The organism is Saccharothrix syringae, assembly GCF_009498035.1.
GTDB classification, from domain to species: Bacteria; Actinomycetota; Actinomycetes; order Mycobacteriales; family Pseudonocardiaceae; genus Actinosynnema; species Actinosynnema syringae.
This window is the reverse complement of record NZ_CP034550.1, coordinates 10,915,770-10,929,570: the sequence shown is the minus strand read 5'-3', so window position 1 is coordinate 10,929,570 and position 13,801 is coordinate 10,915,770. Positions and strand designations below refer to the sequence as shown.

General features: G+C 71.3%; 16 protein-coding genes. 12 read left to right on the top strand and 4 right to left on the bottom strand.

Features of this window, described 5'->3' with window-relative positions; translation table 11 throughout:
* The first annotated feature begins 394 nt into the window (after window positions 1-394).
* The 5 genes from rpmH to EKG83_RS46660 are packed head-to-tail and all read left to right on the top strand — an operon-like array spanning window position 395 to window position 2,812.
* Window positions 395-538 (top strand): 50S ribosomal protein L34, encoded by a 144-nt coding sequence (gene rpmH, locus EKG83_RS46680; protein ID WP_033428178.1) that lies wholly within the window; start codon window positions 395-397, stop codon window positions 536-538.
* A 13-nt stretch (window positions 539-551) separates the two neighbouring features.
* Complete coding sequence (gene rnpA / locus EKG83_RS46675) at window positions 552-911, top strand: ribonuclease P protein component (protein ID WP_033428179.1); 360 nt, start codon at window positions 552-554, stop codon at window positions 909-911.
* Entirely contained in the window at window positions 908-1,180 is a 273-nt protein-coding gene (gene yidD / locus EKG83_RS46670; protein WP_033428180.1) for a membrane protein insertion efficiency factor YidD, read from the top strand. The genes rnpA and yidD overlap by 4 nt, the downstream gene beginning before the upstream one ends.
* Before the next feature lie 3 nt (window positions 1,181-1,183).
* Window positions 1,184-2,251, top strand: a complete 1,068-nt coding sequence (gene yidC, locus EKG83_RS46665; protein WP_033428181.1) for a membrane protein insertase YidC — start codon at window positions 1,184-1,186, stop codon at window positions 2,249-2,251.
* 18 nt (window positions 2,252-2,269) lie between these two features.
* Window positions 2,270-2,812, top strand: coding sequence for a Jag family protein (locus EKG83_RS46660; RefSeq protein ID WP_033428182.1), 543 nt, complete (start codon window positions 2,270-2,272; stop codon window positions 2,810-2,812).
* Between the two features lie 880 nt (window positions 2,813-3,692).
* Here the strand turns inward: EKG83_RS46660 and EKG83_RS46655 are convergent.
* The gene (locus tag EKG83_RS46655; RefSeq protein WP_248782341.1) at window positions 3,693-4,139 is read right to left on the bottom strand and encodes a class I SAM-dependent methyltransferase; all 447 of its coding nucleotides are present in this window, start codon (window positions 4,137-4,139) and stop codon (window positions 3,693-3,695) included.
* A gap of 581 nt (window positions 4,140-4,720) precedes the next feature.
* Here EKG83_RS46655 and EKG83_RS46650 point away from each other — a divergent pair.
* From EKG83_RS46650 to EKG83_RS46635, 4 genes are all read left to right on the top strand, one after another.
* Complete coding sequence (locus EKG83_RS46650; protein ID WP_033428183.1) at window positions 4,721-5,179, top strand: NUDIX hydrolase; 459 nt, start codon at window positions 4,721-4,723, stop codon at window positions 5,177-5,179.
* A 166-nt stretch (window positions 5,180-5,345) separates the two neighbouring features.
* Window positions 5,346-6,026: a 16S rRNA (guanine(527)-N(7))-methyltransferase RsmG gene (rsmG, locus tag EKG83_RS46645; RefSeq protein WP_033428184.1), complete on the top strand. Its 681-nt coding sequence runs from the start codon at window positions 5,346-5,348 to the stop codon at window positions 6,024-6,026.
* 80 nt (window positions 6,027-6,106) lie between these two features.
* The gene (locus EKG83_RS46640; protein WP_033428185.1) at window positions 6,107-7,018 is read left to right on the top strand and encodes a ParA family protein; all 912 of its coding nucleotides are present in this window, start codon (window positions 6,107-6,109) and stop codon (window positions 7,016-7,018) included.
* Complete coding sequence (locus tag EKG83_RS46635) at window positions 7,015-8,001, top strand: ParB/RepB/Spo0J family partition protein (protein ID WP_033428186.1); 987 nt, start codon at window positions 7,015-7,017, stop codon at window positions 7,999-8,001. Before EKG83_RS46640 ends, EKG83_RS46635 begins: the two co-directional genes overlap by 4 nt.
* Window positions 8,002-8,084: 83 nt before the next feature.
* Here EKG83_RS46635 and EKG83_RS46630 read toward each other — a convergent pair whose 3' ends face one another.
* Window positions 8,085-9,029: a D-alanine--D-alanine ligase family protein gene (locus EKG83_RS46630; RefSeq protein ID WP_033428187.1), complete on the bottom strand. Its 945-nt coding sequence runs from the start codon at window positions 9,027-9,029 to the stop codon at window positions 8,085-8,087.
* A gap of 15 nt (window positions 9,030-9,044) precedes the next feature.
* Window positions 9,045-10,361 (bottom strand): aminotransferase-like domain-containing protein, encoded by a 1,317-nt coding sequence (locus EKG83_RS46625; protein ID WP_033428188.1) that lies wholly within the window; start codon window positions 10,359-10,361, stop codon window positions 9,045-9,047.
* 142 nt (window positions 10,362-10,503) lie between these two features.
* Here EKG83_RS46625 and EKG83_RS46620 point away from each other — a divergent pair, with 142 nt between their 5' ends.
* The 3 genes from EKG83_RS46620 (at window position 10,504) to EKG83_RS46610 (ending at window position 12,447) form a co-directional block, all read left to right on the top strand.
* Window positions 10,504-11,136: a GNAT family N-acetyltransferase gene (locus tag EKG83_RS46620; protein WP_153278842.1), complete on the top strand. Its 633-nt coding sequence runs from the start codon at window positions 10,504-10,506 to the stop codon at window positions 11,134-11,136.
* A 69-nt stretch (window positions 11,137-11,205) separates the two neighbouring features.
* A complete protein-coding gene (locus tag EKG83_RS46615; protein WP_033428190.1) occupies window positions 11,206-11,955 on the top strand; it encodes an ArsR/SmtB family transcription factor in 750 nt (249 codons plus the stop codon).
* Between the two features lie 267 nt (window positions 11,956-12,222).
* Window positions 12,223-12,447, top strand: a complete 225-nt coding sequence (locus EKG83_RS46610) for a hypothetical protein (RefSeq protein WP_033428191.1) — start codon at window positions 12,223-12,225, stop codon at window positions 12,445-12,447.
* A gap of 51 nt (window positions 12,448-12,498) precedes the next feature.
* Here the strand turns inward: EKG83_RS46610 and EKG83_RS46605 are convergent, their stop codons facing one another.
* Window positions 12,499-13,641, bottom strand: a complete 1,143-nt coding sequence (locus tag EKG83_RS46605; protein WP_033428192.1) for an N-acetylmuramoyl-L-alanine amidase — start codon at window positions 13,639-13,641, stop codon at window positions 12,499-12,501.
* Between the last annotated feature and the right edge of the window lie 160 nt (window positions 13,642-13,801).

Sequence of the window (13,801 nt, the reverse complement as noted above, 5' to 3'; positions counted from 1 at the left end):
CGGGGACTTCCACGACGTGGACACGGAGAATAGAGGCATCCACAGAGTTATCCACAACTGTGCACGAACGCGAGTCGGAGCGCACCGGTCCCCCGGTTGCTTTCCGAGCGGTGCTGCGGTGTGCGGTGGCGTCCCGCGCCTGCCCGCCCCTCCCCGCGAAGGCAGCACGCTAACAAGGTGCGGCCCGCTGCCACAAGGCGTACCGCTCCGCAAGCGTTTTACGTGCCGGTTCGGCGGCGTCCCGCACCCGGGTGCGACCCCGATTTGAACCGGGCCCCCCGGGCTGCGTACCCTCGTACCGTCTCCCGCTGGCCGGAGCGCTGCTTCGCGCGCCTGTAGATGGGCAGGGGACGACCACAGACCTGCTTGGCAGTTAAGCACCGGGAGTCCGACCGTGAGCAAGGGTAAGCGCACCTTCCAGCCCAACAACCGCCGCCGTGCCAAGACCCACGGCTTCCGGCTGCGCATGCGCACCCGTGCCGGTCGCGCCATCCTGGCCGCGCGCCGCAGCAAGGGCCGCAAGCAGCTGTCCGCCTGATCGTCGCGGCACCGTGCTGCCCGCGGTCAACCGGCTGACCCGCAGCCAGGACTTCGGCCTGGTGGTCCGCCGGGGCCGCCGGGCCGGTCGGCCGCGCCTGGTGGTGCACGTCCTGACCCCGACGGGCAGCAGCACATCGGCACAGCCCACCTTGGAACCCTCCAAGGTGGGCTTCGTCGTGAGCAAGGCCGTGGGCAACTCGGTGGTCCGCCACCGCGTCAGCCGCAGGCTGCGCCACGTGGCGCGCGACCGGCTGCACCTGCTCCCGCCCGGAACTTCGCTGGTCGTCCGCGCGTTGGCACCGTCGGCCGACGCGGACAGCGCCGAGCTCGGCCGCGACCTCGACGCGGCGCTGCGCAAGGTGCTGCGATGACGACCACCCAGGCGAGCCCCGCCGTGCGGCTCCTGCTGCTGCCGGTGCGCTTCTACCGGAAGTTCGTCTCGCCCGCGCTGCCCCCGACCTGCCGCTTCCACCCCAGTTGCAGTGCCTACGCGGTGGAGGCGTTGACCGTCCACGGTGCGCTGCGCGGCTCCTGGCTGACCCTGCGCCGGCTGGGCCGCTGCGGCCCCTGGCACCCTGGTGGCCTGGACCCGGTCCCGCCCAGGCGGAACGCGGTCCCCGACCTTCCTGCCGAGGAGTAGCTAGTGCTCAACTTCATCTACTACCCGGTGTCCTTCATCCTGTGGTGTTGGCACTGGGTGTTCGGCCACATCTTCGGCGAGTCGAGCGGGTTCGCGTGGGCCCTGGCCGTGGTGTTCCTCGTCTTCACGCTCCGCGCCCTGCTGTTCAAGCCGTTCGTCGGCCAGGTGCGGTCGATGCGGAAGATGCAGGAGTTCGCGCCCGAGCTGCAGAAGATCAAGAAGAAGTACGCCAACGACCGGCAGCGCCAGGCCCAGGAGATGCAGAAGCTCCAGGCCGAGCACGGCGTGAACCCGCTGGGCGGCTGCCTGCCCATGCTGGTGCAGATCCCGGTGTTCATCGGCCTGTTCCACGTGCTGCGCTCGTTCAAGCCCGGCTGGGGCGAGGTCTACTTCTTCGACGCGCAGGGCGTGCAGTCGTTCGTCAACGCCAAGCTGTTCGGCGCCAACCTGTCGACGTTCATCACCATGCCCGCCGAGCAGCTGGCCGACTTCGCCACCTCGCGCAACTCGGTGCTGTTCGTCTCGATCCCGCTGATGATCGTCGCGTCGATCGCCACGCACTTCACCGCGCGGCACTCGGTGCGCCGCCAGACGCAGGCCGCGGCGGACAACCCGCAGACCGCGATCATGAACAAGCTGACGCTCTACATCTTCCCGCTGGGCGTGCTGGTCGGCGGCCTGTTCTTCCCCGTCGCGATCCTGCTGTACTGGCTGAGCAACAACGCGTGGACGCTGGGCCAGCAGTACGTGGTCTACCACCGCATCGACCGCGAGGAAGAGGCCAAGAAGGTCGAGGCGACCGCGCAGCGCCAGGCGCTCGCGCCCAAGCCGGGCCAGAAGCCGAAGCCCGGGGTCAAGCCGCAGCAGCGGAAGCCGGCGGCCCAGTCGCAGGTCACCCGGCAGCAGGCCACCCAGCAGCAGGCCACCCAGCCGTCGGCCGCCGACGAGCCGGCCAAGCAGGACGACGTGCCGAGCGGGTCCACCGGGACCGCCAAGCCGTCCACCGAGATTCCCGGCCTGAGCCCAGGCCGATCCGCGGGCAAGAAGCAGGGCAACAAGAAGCGTCGTTGACCCTGGAGAGGAGACATCGTGTCGGAGACGTTGCAGGCGGCCGACGTGGACGCGCCCGAGGCCGAGCAAGCCCCGGCGGCGCGGTCGGGGAACTCGGAGGACCTGCTCGTCCAAGAGGGCGACATCGCGGGGGACTACCTCGAACGACTGCTCGACCTGCTCGACTACGACGGCGACATCGACCTCGACGTCGAGGCCGGTCGTGCGATCGTCAGCATCGACGGCGGTGACGACCTGGAGAAGCTGGTCGGTCCGCGCGGCTCGGTGCTGGAGTCGCTGCAGGAGCTCACCAGGCTCGCGGTGCAGCAGGAGACGGGCGTGCGCAGCCGGCTCATGCTGGACATCGCCGGCTGGCGCGCGGGTCGGCGGGCGGAACTGGCCGAACTCGGCCGCACCACCGCCGAGAAGGTGCTGGCCAGTGGTGAGAAGGTGCGGTTGCACCCGATGACGCCGTTCGAGCGCAAGGTCGTGCACGACGCCGTCGCCGCCGTGGCGGGGGTGCACAGCGAGAGCGAGGGCGAGGAGCCGCAGCGCCGCGTGGTGGTGCTGCCGAAGCCCTGAGTTGGGCGTGGCCAGGAGGCCCCGGTTCTCCCTGTTGGGGGATCGGGGTCTTTTGTTTTGGTGGGTGCGGGTGGGCGCGTGGGGCGGCGGTGGCCTGATGGTGGTTCGATGGGCTGAAGGCAGGTCGGTAGTGGGAGGCGGTGGTCGGTCCGGCACCGAAGCTGATGGTGGAGTTGGCTGAGAGGCGGTGCAGCGGTGGGAGGACTGGGGCAAGGACCTGACGTGCGGGTTTAGCAGTACGGGTCACCCGATGCGGTGATCAATGTACGAAACCTGGGGTCTCTGGACTCGGTTGAATATGAAGGAACCCCGACCCGACCACCGCACCTCCGCAACCTCCACCCCCCCCGCCCACTTCCACCCCACCCCGCCAGCCCTCGCCGCCCCTCCCCCACACCTACTTGCGCCCACCCCACCCCTGTCCGCATCACCCGCCGGCACATGCCCCACGGCCCACGGCCCACGGCCCTGCAGCCTCGTGCCCCTGCGGTTGGCACCCCGCGGCTTCACGCCAAGCTCGGCGCCCAGCTATGCCGACACCACGCTCGACGCTCATCCGTGCCCGATGCCCATCTGCGCCCGACGCCTGCCCGCGTCTGACGCTCACCCGCACCAGACACCTGCCCGTGCCTGACACCCGCCCGCGCTTCTGGCCGCCGATACCCCGTTCCCCCTATGCCCATAGCTGCCTGCCCGATGCTCTGCCTGTGGGCCTTGCCCGTCTCCCCTTCCGCGCCTCCTTCAGCGTCCCGGCATCTGCCCCAGGTGCACCTCTACGCCGCTGCTCCTGCCCTCTCCCCCGTCGCGCTTCTGCGCTGACGCCCGCCATCTCGCGCTGGGCCCGCCGCCGCTGAGGGGCGTGGCGCCCCGCATCCCGCCGCTACCGCGCCAGTACGAGGTACCGCTCGTCCGTCACCTCGCGACCCCACAGCGCCGGGTTCGTCAGCCGCCGCAGATGGCCGGGGCCCGCCAGTGCCAGGCAATCCTCCGCGGTCAACCCGGCGCCGGTTGACCAGTGGCCTTCCACCGGCACCAGTTGGCCGTTGGGCTTGAAGAGGGTGCGCCACCGCTGGAGTGCGGTTGCCGGGGCGGGGAGGGCCCACAGCACGTGCCGGGCGAGGACCACGTCGAACGTGGCTGGGGGCCACGGTGGGGTTGCGGCGTCGCCCTGGTGGAGCTTGGCGCCCGGCACCTTCGCGCGGGCCGCTTCGATGATTCGGGGGGACAGGTCCAGGCCGTGCACCTCGTGGCCTGCCTCGGTGAGCAACGCGGTCAGGCTGCCGGTGTCGCAGCCCAGGTCGGCGATTGCCGCGGGCGCGGGTGGCAACAGGGGCAGGAGGAGGTCGGTCCACGCCTGGCGGACGGCGGGTGGGCGCAGGCCGTGGGTCGGGGTCTTCGTCGAAGGTGGCCGCCTGGGTGTCCCAGTGGTGCTGGGTGGCGAAGGTGGTCAGCCACGCCCGCTGTTCGTCCGTCTCCGGGACGTCCCGGTCGCGTGCCTCGGCGATCGCCTGCCACGCCGTTGACGGGGACGCGCCGTCCATCACGAGCTGTGCGCCGGTCAGGAGGGACGAGCGGCCGATGCCGCCCCAGTGGTGCGCCGGGACGTGGCGGCTGGCTTGCATGTCCTTCAGTACGGCGTCCGGAGTCAGGGGTGTGGTGGGGACGCCGAAGTCGGGGATGGGGATCCAGTGGAACGCCATGCCTGCTTCGCGGGCCGCCTCCTCCGCGTCGAGCAGGTCGAGTTACGCCAACTCCTCCCGCGTCAGGACGCACACGATCACGTCCGCCCCCAACGCCCGGACGTGGTCGACGCTCTCCGGGTGCCCCATGGTGCTCAGCGCCCCCGGTCGCATCGCGTACATCGCACTCCCCTTCCCCTCGCCACGTTTCACGTGAAACGGTCGCGGCATGAGTGAGATCATCCGCAAGCTCCGCGTCGCCGCCTACGCCGTGATCATCGACGACAGCCGCCTGCTGCTCTCGCGCTGGCTCGGACCCGACCGCCCGCGGTGGATCCTGCCCGGCGGCGGGCTCGACCACGGTGAGGACCCGTGCGACGCGGTGGTCCGCGAGGTCTTCGAGGAGACCGGCTACCACGCGTCCGTCGACCGGCTGCTCGGCATCCAGAACGTCTACGGGCCGATGGCGGTCAACGGGGTCGAGTACGACTACCACCGCATCCGGATCATGTACGAGGCTCACGTGGTCGGCGGCGAACTCACCTTCGAGGTCGGCGGCTCGACCGACCAGGCCGCGTGGTTCCCGCTCGACGAGGTGCCCGACCTCGACCACGTCGAGTCGGTCGACTACGCGCTCGCACTCCTCCGCTCCACCCCCGCCGACGGTCGGATCGCGAGTTTCACGTGAAACACGCGGAACTCGCCGGGGCGGATTTGGCGTGTCGGCGGGGTGATCCGTCATAGTGGGCACCGGCACATCTCGCGGGGCCCAACGCCCGCCGACGAGAGGCCGGACCCCCATCACCCACACCGACCTCGCGTGTGGTTTCACGTGAAACGTCCCGGATGGAGTCATGGTCGAAGAGGTGGAAGATCGCGCGAGGCGCGTGTTCGGTGACCACTACGACAAGGCGGTCGCCCTCGCGCACCTCCTCACCGAGCACGGCGTGGAGCGCGGGTTGATCGGTCCCCGCGAGGTCGACCGCCTCTGGGAGCGCCACCTCCTCAACTCGGCCGTCGTCGCGGAGCTGTTCCCCGAGCGCAGCCGCGTGGTGGACGTCGGGTCCGGCGCCGGCCTGCCGGGGCTCCCCCTGGCGATCGCGCGACCGGACCTCGACCTCACGCTGCTGGAGCCGATGGCGCGCCGGATCGCGTGGCTGACCGAGTGCGTCGAAGCGCTCGACCTCGGCAACGTCACCGTGCTCCGGGGGCGCGCCGAGGAGGGGCCGGTGCGCGACCGGCTGTCCGGCAGCGACGTCGTGACGGCCCGCGCGGTGGCCCCCCTCGACCGGCTCACGCGGTGGTGCCTGCCGCTGCTGCGGCCGGGCGGCCTGCTGATCGCCCTCAAGGGCGAGAGCGCCGAGGAGGAGCTGACCCGGGACGCCGAGGCGGTGCGCCGGGCCGGTGGCACCCGCGCCCGCGTCACCACCTGCGGCGCGGATGTGCTCGACCTGCCGACGACCGTCGTACTCGTGGAGCGCGACGACCAGAAGAGCGGCCGTGACGGCGCGCGTCGCAAAAGGAAGGATCGGTGAACGTGTACCCCGACCCCTTGCAACCGGTGTTCCAGGCGGCCGGTGTTCCACGTGAAACAGGCGCGACCACGGCAGGCGAAGTGCCCCCGACCAACGCGGACCCGGCAGGAGACAGCACCGTGTGGACCCCCATCGCGGAAGAAGCGGCACGCGCGACCCGCGTCCTCCACCCCGACTCGCTCCAACTCCCCCGCCCGGCGCGCCGCCGGGTCTTCACGGTCGCCAACCAGAAGGGCGGCGTCGGCAAGACCACCAGCACGGTGAACCTGGCCGCCGCGCTCGCCATCCACGGGCTCAAGGTCCTCGTGATCGACCTGGACCCGCAGGGCAACGCGAGCACCGCCCTGGCCATCGAGCACCGCTCCGGCACGCCATCGGTCTACGAGGTGCTGATCGGTGAGATGTCGGTCGCCGAGGCGGCCCAGGTGAGCAACCAGTCCCCGAACCTCTACTGCGTGCCCGCCACGATCGACCTCGCCGGCGCGGAGATCGAACTGGTCTCGATGGTCGCCCGGGAGTCCCGCCTCAAGGAGGCGCTGAGCCCCGAGGCGCTGGACCCGATCAAGCCGGACTACGTGTTCATCGACTGCCCGCCGTCGCTCGGCCTGCTGACCGTCAACGCCATGGTCGCCGCGCAGGAGGTGCTGATCCCGATCCAGTGCGAGTACTACGCGCTGGAGGGCCTGGGCCAGCTCCTGCGCAACATCGAGCTGGTGCAGGCGCACCTGAACCCGATGCTGAACGTGTCCACCATCCTGCTCACCATGTACGACGGCCGCACGAAGCTGGCCGACCAGGTGACCAGCGAGGTGCGCGGCCACTTCGGCGACACGGTCCTCAAGACGGTCATCCCGCGCAGCGTGAAGGTCTCCGAGGCGCCGGGGTTCGGTCAGACGGTGCTCACCTACGACCCCGGTTCGCGGGGCGCGATGAGCTACCTGGACGCGGCACGGGAGATCGCCGAGTTCGGCGCGGAGATGGGGACGGCATGACGGAACAGCGCAAGGGTGGTCTCGGCCGAGGTCTCGCGGCCCTCATCCCGAGCGGTCCCCCGCCGGGCACGCCGGCGCCGACGCCGATCCGGGCGGTGCCCAACGGTACGTCGGCCACCCCTGTGCACGAGACGTCGGCCGCACCCTCCGGTGAGGTGGCCGGGGCGACGTACCAGGAGCTGCCGGTCACCTCGATCCGGACCAACCCGAAGCAGCCGCGGCAGGTCTTCGACGACGAGGCGCTGCGCGAGCTGGAGCACTCGATCCGCGAGTTCGGGCTCATGCAGCCGATCGTGGTGCGGCCCACCGGGCCGGACAGCTACGAGCTGGTCATGGGTGAGCGCCGGTGGCGGGCGACCCAGCTGGCGGGGCTGAAGACGATCCCGGCGATCGTCCGGCGCACCGCCGACGACGTGATGCTGCGCGACGCCCTGCTGGAGAACATCCACCGCGTCCAGCTCAACCCGCTGGAAGAGGCGGCGGCCTACCAGCAGCTGTTGCAGGAGTTCGGCGTCACGCACGAGGAGCTGGCCGACCGCATCGGCCGCAGCCGCCCGGTGGTCACCAACACCATCCGGTTGCTCAAGCTCCCCCTCCCCGTGCAGCGGCGGGTCGCGGCGGGCGTGCTGTCCGCCGGGCACGCCCGCGCGCTGCTCGGCCTGGACGACCCGGGCGTGCAGGAGGAGCTGGCGACCCGGATCGTGGCCGAGGGCATGTCGGTCCGCGCGACCGAGGAGGCGGTGACCCTGGCGAAGGGCGCCGAGCCGGCCAAGGCGAAGCAGGCGCGGCGCAAGCCGATGCAGGCGCCCGGCCTCCAGGAGTTGGCCGAGCGGCTGTCGGACAACTTCGACACGCGCGTGAAGGTCGAACTCGGGCAGCGGAAGGGCCGGATCGTGGTCGAGTTCGGCTCCGTGGACGACCTGGAGCGGATCATCTCGATCATGTCGCCGGAAACGACAAATCGGGCACGATCAACGGACTAGGGATCACCCCAGGCTCTTATGTCACGGTGACGATTACGGCCCGCGTCCGAAAGGACGCGGGCCGTAATCAACGAAAACCTCGGCTAACGAGCCACCGCGCGCTCGACCAACCCGGCGTAGATCTCGCCCAGCGACTCCCCCGCCGCCTCCACCGCCATCGGCAGCAACGACGTCTCGGTCAACCCCGGCGAGGAGTTCACCTCCAGGAAGTGGACCGTCCCGTCCGGCGCCACGATCGCGTCCGTCCGCGACACGTCGCGCAGGCCCAGCAGCCGGTGCGCCGACACCGCCAGTTCCCCCACCGCCCGCGACGCCTTGTCGTCCAGCCGCGCCGGCGCGTGGAAGTCGGTCAGCCCCGCCGTGTACCGGGCGGTGTAGTCGTAGACCCCGCTCTCCGGCACGATCTCCACCGCCGGCAGCGCGTACGGCCCGTCCGGACCGTCCACCACCGCGACGGCGACCTCGACACCCTCCACGTACCGCTCGGCGAGCACGGTGTCCCCGTACGCCAGGCAGCCGACCATGGCGGCGGGCAGCTCGGCCGCGTCCCGCACCACCCGGGCACCCAGCGCCGAGCCGCCCTGGTCCGGCTTGAGCATCAGCGGCAGCCCGAGCCGGTCGACCATCGCGTCCAGCACCGGCTGCGCGCCCAGCTCCCGGAACGTCGCGTGCGGCAGCACGGCCCACTCCGGCGTGGCCAGGCCGGCGCGGGCCAGCTCGGCCTTGGCCGTCGGCTTGTCCCACGCCCGTCGGCACGCCCGCGAGTCCGTGCCGACGAACGGCACGCCCACCAGTTCCAGGATCGTCTGCACCGACCCGTTCTCGCCCTCGCCGCCGTGGAGCGCCACCACCACGGCGTCCGGCCGGTGCTCCCTCAGGCGGGTGAGCAGGTGCGCGTCGGCGTCCCACTCCTCCACGACCAGGCCGACCGAGCGCAGGGCCGCGGAGAGCCTGCGACCGGACCGCAGGGACACCTCCCGCTCGTGCGAAAGGCCACCGGACAGCACTGCGACCCAGCGGTTGGACAACTTCTCTTCTCCTGATCAGGCGGTGTCGGGCGACGGGGTCTGGGGACCCTGGACGGCGCGGCCCGGGGTCGGGCCGAACGTCTCGTGCAGCTCCATCTCGTCCTTGAGGACGTTGGCCAGCCGCCGCACGCCCTCGCGGATGCGCTCGGGCGTGGGGTAGCAGTACGAGATGCGGAGCTGGCGGCTGCCCAGGCCGTCGGCGTAGAAGCCGGTGCCCGACGCGTACGCGACGCGCTGGGTGACGGCCCGCGGCAGCATCGCCTTGGTGTCGATGCCCTCGGGCACGGTGATCCACACGTAGAACCCGCCGGAGGGCTTGTTCCACGTGGAACCAACCGGCATGTGCTGCTCCAACGCGGAGATGGCCGCGTCGCGCCGCTCCCGGTACGCCTCGCGGTAGGTCTTGATCTGGCCCTTCCAGTCGTGCGTGGCCAGGTAGCGGGACACGATCATCTGGTTGAGCGTGGGCGGGCACAGCGTGGCCGACTCGGCGGCCAGCACCAGCTTCTCGCGCACGGCGTGCGGCGCGAGCACCCAGCCGACCCGCAGGCCGGCGGCGAAGGTCTTGGAGAACGAGCCGAGGTAGACCACGTTGTCCGGGTCGGTCGACCGCAGCGCCGGGTAGGTCACCCCGTCGAAGCCGAGCAGGCCGTACGGGTTGTCCTCGACCACGAGGATGCCGTGCGCCCGGCAGATCTCCAGCACCTCGGCCCGGCGCGCGACGGCGAGCGTCACGCCGGCCGGGTTGTGGAAGTTCGGGATCGTGTAGAGGAACTTGATCCGCCTGCCGGCCCGCTCGACCGAGGCGATGGCCTCGCGCAGGTTCTCCGGCACCAGGCCGTCCGCGTCCATGGCCACGTGCACGACCTGCGCCTGGTAGGCGGAGAACGACCCGAGCGCGCCCACGTACGACGGGCCCTCGGCCAGCACCACGTCACCGGGGTCGCAGAAGATCCGGGTGACCATGTCCAGGCCCATCTGGGAGCCCACGGTCACCACCACGTCGTCCGGGTGGGCCTTGATGCCCTCCAGGGCCATGACCTCGCAGATCTGCTCGCGCAGCTCGGGCACGCCGTGCGCGCTGCCGTACTGGAGCGCGACCAGGCCGTCGGTGGCGATCAGCTCGCCGACCTCGGCGCTCAGCGAGTCGAGCGGAAGCGCTGCCAGGTGCGGCATCCCCCCCGCCAGGGACACCACCTCCGGCCGGCTCGCCACCGCGAACAGCGCCCGGATCTCCGATGCCGTCATGCCCGCCGTGCGCGCCGCGTACCTGCGCAGATGGGGGTCGAGGCTTCTGGCGCCCTGCTTCGGGGGCTGTCCGGGTAGGTTCACGGGGAACTCCGTTGGGTGGGTTTACCGGCGGGTATGTTCCCGCCCGAGTGTAACGGCCGTCCCGTTCGGGGCATCCGGCTTTCGGGCCGGGGTCACATCCGCATATCCTCGTGGTGTCGCATTCGGGGGCTTGGAGGTCGGGGTGTCGCGTCGTGTCGTGGGCGTCACCTTGGACAACCTGGAACACCTGTCGAAGCACAGCCGGACCTGCGTGTTCTGGGAGCTCGCACCCCACCTGAAGGAGCAGGCCGAGGAGTTCGGCGACACCGAGTTCGAGAAGGAGGCGTGGGTCTCCAGCGTCCTGCTCGAATGGGGTTCGTGCGGTCGGATCATCTACTGCGACGGCATCCCCGCGGGCTCGGTGTTCTACGCGCCGCCGCCCGCCGTGCCCCGGTCGCTGGCCTTCCCCACCTCCCCCGCCAGCCCCGACGCGGTGCTGATGACCGGCCTGGAGGTGCTGCCCGAGTTCCGCGGCGGCGGGCTCGGCCGGGTGCTGGTGCAGACCGTGGCCAAGGACCTGACCCGGCGCGGCGTGAAGGCGATCGAGGCGTTCGGCGACAACCAGCCGGACGGCGAGGGCCGCGGCTGCGTGACGCCGGCCGACTTCCTGCTCCAGGTGGGCTTCAAGACCGTCCGGCCCCACCCCCGCTGGCCGCGGCTGCGGCTGGAGCTGCGCAGCGCGTCGTCCTGGAAGGAAGACGTGGAGGCGGCGCTGGAGCGCCTGCTCAACTCCGTCACCGTCTCGACCGCCGAACCCAGCTTCCGCCCCGCCTGATCCCCGCTCTCACCTGCGGTTTCTTTCCCGTGCGTTGACATGCAGGCATTTAACTGCATAACGTGGGGTGTGGACAAGGTCTTCAAAGCCCTGGCCGACGAGACCCGCCGGTACCTGCTCGACCGCCTGCGCGAGGAGAACGGGCAGACGCTCGGGGAGCTGTGCGCGCGCGTCGGCATGACCAGGCAGTCGGTCACCCAGCACCTGGCCGTGCTGGAGGCCGCGAACCTCGTCGGCACCGTGCGGCGCGGGCGGGAGAAGTTGCACTACCTCAACCCCGTCCCCCTGCACGAGGTGCAGGAGCGGTGGATCGACAAGTTCGAGCGGCCGCGGTTGCGGGTGCTCAGCGAGGTGAAACGACGTGCGGAGGAAAGCGTGAAGCCCGACTACGTGTACGTGACCTACATCGAGAGCACGCCCGAGAAGGTCTGGGAGGCGCTGACCGACCCGGAGATCACCGCCGCCTACTGGGCGCACCACAACGTCTCGGACTGGCAGCCGGGCTCGGCGTGGGCGCACCGCCGCGCCGACGGCTCGGGCATCGACGACGTGGTCGGCGTGGTCGTCGAGGCCGACCCGCCGCGCAGGCTGGTGGCCACCTGGGCCGACCCGGCCGACAGCGCCAAGACCGCGACCGTCACGTTCACCATCAGGCCGCACGGCGCCATCGTGAAGCTCACCGTGGAGCACGCCGACCTGTGGGACGAGGGTGCGCGGGCGCAGGTCTCCCGGGGCTGGCCGGCGGTGCTGTCCAACCTGAAGTCGCTGCTGGAGACCGGTCGGGCGCTGACCACCGAGCCCTGGGGGGCGATGGTCTGACGCCCCGGTCGGGCGACCGCGCCACCGTCCCGACCGGGGCGGTGGCGCACGACGGGACCGGCTCGGCCGGGGTGGTCGTGCAGGCGGACACCGTCCACGGCGGCGTCCACGCGGTCCGTGGCCGGGCTGGGCCGGCACGACGGGGTGCGGGGCGCGGGCGGAGGCGCTGGAGCCGTACCGGGCCCCGCAGCGGCCCGCCGAGGCCGAGGAGGTGCGCGGCCACCTGGTCGAGCCGGGGCGGCGCCCGCCGCAATAAGATCGACTTCCGTGGAGACCGGGGCGGAGATCCAGCGCGAGGTGCTCGCGGAGGTCGAGGGGCGGCGCGACCACCGGCGGATCCGGGCGATGCTGGAGCGGTGGCAGGAGCAGGGCGTCCCGGCGGAGCGCCTGGTGGACGAGCTGACCGACCTCATGCTCGACCTGCGCGCCCAGAACCGGGCCGACGACGAGGACGCGGTCGCCGAGGTGCTGGACCTGCTCACCGGCTGGTGAGGGGCCCGCGGCACGGGCCCCACCGCGGAGGCAGGCCGGGCAGGGCCGGTGTCAGCGGGCCTTGCCGAACGCCACCTCGTGGCGCACCAGGTCCTCCAGCGTGAACGTGCCGGTCGGCTGGTCGTCCTTGCCCAGCAGGTACAGCCGCTTGACCGCGACCAGGATGCCCTCGGCCACCACGTCCCGGAACGACGGGTTCGCCAGCCGCTGCCGGTCGTTCGGGTTGGTCAGGTAGCCGACCTCGATGCGCACGGCCGTGCAGCGGGTCATCCGCAGCATGTCCCACGTCTTGGGGTGCGTCCCGCAGTCCTGCAGGCCCGTGCGGGCCACGATCTCGCGCTGGATGAACCCGGCCAGCGCCTCGCCCACGGTGGACGTGGTGCCGTTGCCGGTGCCGTAGTGGAAGGTCGCCACGCCGGACGCCAGGGGCGACCGGTTGGCGTCGCTGTGCAGCGACAGGATCAGGTCGGCGCCCGCCTCGTTGGCGAACCGGGCCCGCTCGCCCTCGTCGGGGTTGTTGCGCGGCCCCCGGGTGAGCAGGGCCTCCATGCCGGTGGCGGCCATCTTGCCCTCCAGCAGCCTGGCCAGGTCCAGCACCAGGTCCGCCTCGGACACGCCGTCGACCACCACGCCGCGGTCCTCGCCGCCGTGGCCCGGGTCGATGATGATGCGCTTGCCCGACAGCCTCGGCCCGGCCTTGCGGACCCGCTCCTGCTCGCGCAGGAACACCGGTCGGCCGCCGCGCACCTTGGGCTGGAGCTGGCGCAGCGCGCGCACGGTGTCCGGGCCGCACATGCCGTCGACGATGAGGCCGTAGTCGCGCTGGAAGTTCTTCAGCGCCTGCTCGGTCTGCTGGCCGAACTCGCCGTTGGGGCGACCCGCGTCGTACCCCAGCTCCAGCAGCCGCTCCTGGAGGGCGAACACGTCGTCGCCGCTGACCGGCTGCGTCATCAGGTACGCCAGCGGGCGGTCGCCGAGCCGGTAGGTCGCGTCGCGCAGCGCGCGGTAGGTGGCCGGACCGACGATGCCGTCGGTGATGAGACCCCGCTGCTGCTGGAACGCTCGCACGGCGTGCTCGACCGGGAGGTCGAACACCTGCGACGGCTGCGGATCGGACAGCAGGCCGAGCTTGGTCAGCGTGGCCCTGATCTCGGCGACGTCCGGTCCGAAATCCCCGCGGCGGAGTAGCGGCATGCACCCCTCGCTCAACTAGGCGCCGACACCCGCCGACGCAGAACTTGACGTCTTATTGTGCCCTGCTCGCACGAACGCCACTCGCAGGGCTACTCCCCGTGGTAGAGCTTCCACAAAAGAGTGACCCGCCATCCCCCGGAAGAAGATGGACGGGCCACTC

Bases quoted from the DNA above. Each gene is read 5' to 3' on its own strand.
- EKG83_RS46605 (WP_033428192.1), bottom strand. From the start codon at position 13,641: ATGCCGCTACTCCGCCGCGGGGATTTCGGACCGGACGTCGCCGAGATC.
- rsmG (WP_033428184.1), top strand. From the start codon at position 5,346: ATGGTCGAAGAGGTGGAAGATCGCGCGAGGCGCGTGTTCGGTGACCAC.
- yidD (WP_033428180.1), top strand. From the start codon at position 908: ATGACGACCACCCAGGCGAGCCCCGCCGTGCGGCTCCTGCTGCTGCCG.
- EKG83_RS46635 (WP_033428186.1), top strand. From the start codon at position 7,015: ATGACGGAACAGCGCAAGGGTGGTCTCGGCCGAGGTCTCGCGGCCCTC.
- EKG83_RS46650 (WP_033428183.1), top strand. From the start codon at position 4,721: ATGAGTGAGATCATCCGCAAGCTCCGCGTCGCCGCCTACGCCGTGATC.